General features: G+C 62.9%; 7 protein-coding genes. 6 read left to right on the top strand and 1 reads right to left on the bottom strand.

The window, feature by feature from the left end; translation table 11 throughout:
* On the bottom strand, nt 1-347 hold a 347-nt coding region (locus ABWP09_RS12770; RefSeq protein WP_353205511.1), incomplete at its 3' end, for an RcnB family protein.
* Nucleotides 348-532: 185 nt separating this feature from the next.
* Here ABWP09_RS12770 and fabD point away from each other — a divergent pair.
* The 6 genes from fabD to ABWP09_RS12740 all read left to right on the top strand — a co-directional run.
* Entirely contained in the window at nt 533-1,468 is a 936-nt protein-coding gene (gene fabD, locus ABWP09_RS12765; protein ID WP_353205510.1) for an ACP S-malonyltransferase, read from the top strand.
* Between the two features lie 42 nt (nt 1,469-1,510).
* Complete coding sequence (locus tag ABWP09_RS12760) at nt 1,511-1,930, top strand: GxxExxY protein (RefSeq protein WP_353205509.1); 420 nt, start codon at nt 1,511-1,513, stop codon at nt 1,928-1,930.
* Nucleotides 1,931-1,941: 11 nt separating this feature from the next.
* Nucleotides 1,942-2,679, top strand: coding sequence for a 3-oxoacyl-[acyl-carrier-protein] reductase (gene fabG / locus ABWP09_RS12755; protein WP_353205508.1), 738 nt, complete (start codon nt 1,942-1,944; stop codon nt 2,677-2,679).
* A 94-nt stretch (nt 2,680-2,773) separates the two neighbouring features.
* Nucleotides 2,774-3,010 carry an acyl carrier protein gene (locus ABWP09_RS12750; protein ID WP_010186338.1) on the top strand — a complete coding sequence of 79 codons (237 nt, stop codon included), beginning with the start codon at nt 2,774-2,776 and terminating at the stop codon, nt 3,008-3,010.
* 145 nt (nt 3,011-3,155) lie between these two features.
* Nucleotides 3,156-4,415, top strand: coding sequence for a beta-ketoacyl-ACP synthase II (gene fabF, locus ABWP09_RS12745; RefSeq protein ID WP_353205507.1), 1,260 nt, complete (start codon nt 3,156-3,158; stop codon nt 4,413-4,415).
* A 114-nt stretch (nt 4,416-4,529) separates the two neighbouring features.
* Nucleotides 4,530-5,041 (top strand): endolytic transglycosylase MltG (locus tag ABWP09_RS12740; RefSeq protein ID WP_353205506.1); only part of this gene is annotated, 512 nt, incomplete at its 3' end.

The following is a 5,041-nucleotide window of genomic DNA, read 5'->3' as shown; positions in this document are numbered from 1 at the left end:
CCGCCCGCGAGCGCGACGAGCACCGCGTCATTGCCCGAGCGGACCCAATGATAGCCACGCGGCGGAGCGTAGAGGCGACGACCGCGATACTGGCGCCAATCGCGGATTTCCTGATAGTTTTGCGCATAGCGACGGTCGAAACGCTGGCCCTTATTCCAGCGACGCTGCTGGTTGGGACGGGTGACGGTGCGCTTCTTGACGACGGTGCGGCCGTTGGGCTGCTGCCGGATGACGGTCGTCTGGCGATCATTACGATTGTTGCGATCGTTGCGATTTTGCTGCGCTTCGGCGGCAATCGGGCTGGCGATGGCCGCCGTCGCAAGCAATGCGATGAAAAGTCTCTTCATGGTTTAAATCCTTATCGGACGGCGCCAAGCTCCCGGCGTCGGACCCTATTTGGGGTGCGATTGTCGCACACCCGTACCGGGCTAAACACAAAAGGGTCGCAAAGTGTCCCGGCCAGCTTCGCCCCGTTCAGGTTGACGGCATACGTCGCCCGCGCTTAACCGCCGCGCCGAAGGAGTTTCAGCGGATGCGTGCGTTCATTTTTTCAGGGCAGGGGAGTCAGTCGGTTGGGATGGGCACGGCGCTTGCCGCCGCGAGCCCGACCGCGCGAGCAGTGTTTCAGGAAGTCGACGATGCGCTCGGCCAGCATTTGTTTCGGCTGATGACCGAGGGGCCCGAGGCCGACCTGGAGCTGACCGAAAATGCTCAGCCCGCGATCATGGCGAATGCCATCGCGACGCTCAGGGTGCTCGAACAGGAAGGCGGCGTGCGGCTGGCCGACACGGCAGACTATGTCGCGGGCCATTCGCTCGGCGAATATACCTCGCTATGTGCGGCCGGCGCGATCGATCTGGCGACGACGGCGCGGTTGCTGAAGCATCGGGGCCTTGCGATGCAGGCGGCGGTGCCGGTCGGGATTGGCGCGATGGCGGTATTGCTTGGCGCTGATCTCACCATGGCGCGGGCGATCGCCGAGGCCGCCGCGGCCGGCGAGACATGTACCGTCGCCAACGACAATGATCCGTCGCAAGTTGTGATCTCGGGCCATCGCGGCGCGATCGAACGCGCGGTCGCGCTCGCCAAGGACATGGGTGCCAAGCGCGCGCTCCTGTTGCAGGTCTCCGCACCGTTCCACTGCCCGCTGATGCAGCCCGCCGCGGAGGCCATGGAAAAGGCGCTGGCGGAGGCGCGGATCGACGCGCCGCTGGTGCCGCTCTTCGCCAACATCACGGCGGCACCGGTTGCCGATGCCGACACGATCCGCCGCCTGCTGGTCGAACAGGTCACCGGCATGGTGCGGTGGCGCGAATCGGTGCTGGCGATGTATGCGGCGGGCGTCGAGCGCTTTGTCGAATTCGGCGGCAAGGTGCTGACCCCAATGGTCAAGCGCATCGCCCCCGATGCGACGGGGACGAGCGTCGTTACGATGGACGATGTCGAGGCTTTGGTTAAGGTGCTTTAAGAAGGGATTGTTCACGCGGAGACGCGGAGACGCGGAGAAGAAGTGAAAGATATAGACGAGATCAGCGGGGACGTGCTCGACTTGGCGTTGCGCTTGCATCGCGATCTCGGGCCCGGGCTGCTCGAAAGCGTCTATGAAATGGTTATGGCGGGAAAATTATCCGCGCTCGGCTATGAGGTAGCGCGCCAGCGCGCCGTAGACGTCGAGTTCGAGGGTATGCGATTCGACGCTGCGTTTAGGATCGACTTGCTCGTCGACCAGCGACTCCTCGTCGAAATCAAGTCGGTGGAGCGGCTCAACATCGCGCATGCGAAGCAGCTTTTGACGTATTTGCGACTGACACGGCAGCCCGTCGGGCTACTGATCAACTTCGGAGGCGCGACGCTGAAGGAGGGAGTGCGACGGATCGTCAACGATCACCACTCCTCCGCGTCTCCGCGTCTCCGCGTGAATCAAATTTGATGGAGAATAGCATGTTCGATCTGACAGGCATGACCGCGCTGGTGACGGGCGCTTCGGGGGGGATTGGGTCGGCGATTGCGCAGGCGTTGGCGGCGCAGGGCGCGCGGCTGGCGGTTTCGGGGTCGAACCTCGCCAAGCTCGAGGCATTTCGTGAAAGTCTTGCCGGCGATCACGTGGCGCTGCCGTGCAATCTTTCGGATGGCGCTGCGGTCGATGCGCTCGTTCCGACCGCGGTCGAGGCGCTCGGCAAGATCGACATCCTCGTCAACAATGGCGGCATTACGCGCGATAATCTCGTCATGCGGATGAAGGATGAAGAATGGGATGCGGTGATCCGCGTCAATCTCGAGGCCGCGTTCCGGCTCGCCCGCGCCGCGGCGCGCCCGATGATGAAGGCACGTTTCGGCCGGATCGTCTCGATTACGTCGGTTGTCGGCACGACAGGCAATCCGGGTCAGGCCAATTATGCCGCCTCGAAGGGCGCGCTGACCGCCATGTCCAAGGCGCTGGCGCAGGAACTCGCCAGCCGCGGGATCACGGTCAATTGCGTGGCACCCGGCTTCATTGCCTCACCAATGACCGATGGATTGCCCGATGCTCAGAAGGATGCGCTCAACGCGCGCATCCCGATGGGTAAAATGGGCGAGGGTGCCGACATCGGCGCGGCCGTGGTCTATCTCGCGAGCCGCGAGGCGGGATACGTCACCGGCCAGACCTTGCACGTCAACGGCGGCATGGCGATGATCTGACGGGCGATTTGATCTGCCCTACTTGCAAGCCCCCCACGCCCGTTCTACGTGCGTTCAGGAATTCCCAAAACCCCCATCATAGAGGGACGATACAATGAGCGAGACCGCAGACCGCGTTAAGAAAATCGTCGTCGAGCATCTCGGCGTAGAAGCCGACAAGGTGACCGAGGACGCGAGCTTCATCGACGATCTGGGCGCAGACAGCCTCGACATCGTCGAGCTGGTCATGGCGTTCGAAGAGGAATTCGAAGTCGAAATTCCCGACGATGCCGCCGAAAAGATCACGACCGTGAAGGACGCCATCACCTTCATCGACGAGCATAAGAGCTGAGCATTCTGCTTTTGGTTGGGGCTCTCGCATAGCCCCACGGCTGAACACATAGAACGGCTCCCCGTCCCAGGCAAAGACCGGGGGCAGGGGGCCGTTCCCATTTTACCCAGCGTTTTATCGAAGACGTACAGAAACGGAGATCGCCATGCGGCGTGTTGTCGTAACCGGATTGGGCCTCGTGACGCCGCTAGGCGCCGATGTGGAAACCGCATGGGCGAACCTTCTCGCGTCCAAGTCGGGGGCGGGCACGATCACGCGCTTCGACGCGACCGACTATAAGTGTCGCATCGCTTGCGAAGTGAAGCCCGCCGATCATCCCTATGGCTTCGATCCGAACAAGCGCGTCGACCACAAGGTCCAGCGCCAGGTCGATCCATTCATCATTTACGGGATCGATGCGGCGGGTCAGGCGCTCGAAGATGCCGGACTGCTCGATATGACGCAGGAGCAGAAGTATCGCGCCGGTTGCTCGATTGGGTCCGGCATTGGCGGTCTGCCCGGGATCGCGTCCGAATCGATCGTGCTGCACGAAAAGGGCCCGAGCCGCGTCTCACCGCATTTCGTGCATGGCCGTCTGATCAATTTGATCACCGGGCAAGTGCAAATCAAATACGGGCTGATGGGCCCGAATCACGCCGTCGTGACGGCCTGCTCGACCGGCGCGCATTCGATCGGCGATGCCGCGCGGATGATCGCGATGGACGATGCCGACGTGATGCTGGCGGGCGGTTCCGAAGGCGCGATCTGTCCGTTGGGCATCGCCGGGTTCGCGCAGGCGCGCGCGCTGTCGACCCATTTCAACGACACGCCCGAACGCGGCAGCCGCCCGTATGACAAGGACCGCGACGGCTTTGTGATGGGCGAGGGCGCTGGCGTCGTCTGCCTTGAGGAATATGAGCACGCCAAGGCGCGCGGCGCGAGGATTTACGCCGAAGTCATTGGTTACGGCCTGTCGGGCGATGCCTATCATGTCACCGCGCCACACCCGGAGGGCTCAGGCGCGTTCCGGTCGATGGAAATGGCGATGAAGAAGTCCGGGCTCCAGCTTGGCGACATCGACTATATCAACGCGCATGGCACCTCGACCCCGCTCGGCGACGAACTCGAGCTGAACGCGGTGCGGCGGCTGTTTGGCGATGCGATCGGCACGCTGTCGATGAGCTCGACCAAGTCGGCAATCGGGCATTTGCTCGGCGGCGCAGGCGCGGTCGAGAGCATTTTCTGCATTCTGGCGATGCGCGACCAGATCGTGCCACCGACGCTCAACCTCGACAATCCGAGCGACAATTGCGCGGGGGTTGATCTGGTGCCGCACGTTGCGAAGAAGCGCTCGGTCAAGGCGGTGCTCAACAATTCGTTCGGCTTTGGCGGCACCAATGCCAGCCTTGTCATGAAGGCGATGTAAGCGTGAACCCCGATCCGTTCGCCTTGAGCCTGTCGAAGGGCCGCTTTCCACAAATGATGCCGGTCATCGTGGATGGCAGTGCTTCGACAGGCTCAGCACGAACGGAGGATTGAGATGCGCAAGCTCGGTTGCCTCGGTCTCATTCTTGGCCTTGCGGCGATCGCGGGGGCGTTCTTCGTCGTCCAGATGTGGGGCGGTCGCGGCCCGCTGGCGCATCCGATCAGCGTCGCGATTGCGCCCGGCAGCAGCCTGGCGAGCGCATCGGTTCAGCTGGAAAAGGCCGGGGCAATCCCCTCGGCGAGCACGTTCCGGATGCTCGCCAAGGTCTTCGGATCCGATGCGCCGATCAAGGCCGGTGAGTATCGCATTCCGGCGCATCTCAGCCAAGCCGACATTCTCAAGGTGCTGCAAGGCAGCAAGACGATCCAGCGCTTCGTGACGATTCCCGAGGGCTGGGCCTCGGTCCAGCTGAAAGACGCGATCGACAAGACCAGCGGGCTGACCGGCACGATCGACGTTCCGGCCGAGGGGAGCATCCTGCCCGACAGCTATGCCTTCCAGCGCGGCGATACGCGCGCGTTCATGGTCAAGCGCATGCAAAGCGTGATGACGCGCTATCTCGCCAA

The organism is Sphingomonas sp. (genome assembly GCF_040398505.1).
GTDB lineage: Bacteria > Pseudomonadota > Alphaproteobacteria > Sphingomonadales > Sphingomonadaceae > Sphingomonas.
Note: the sequence above shows the minus strand (reverse complement) of the source record. Positions and strands in the feature narration are given on the sequence as shown.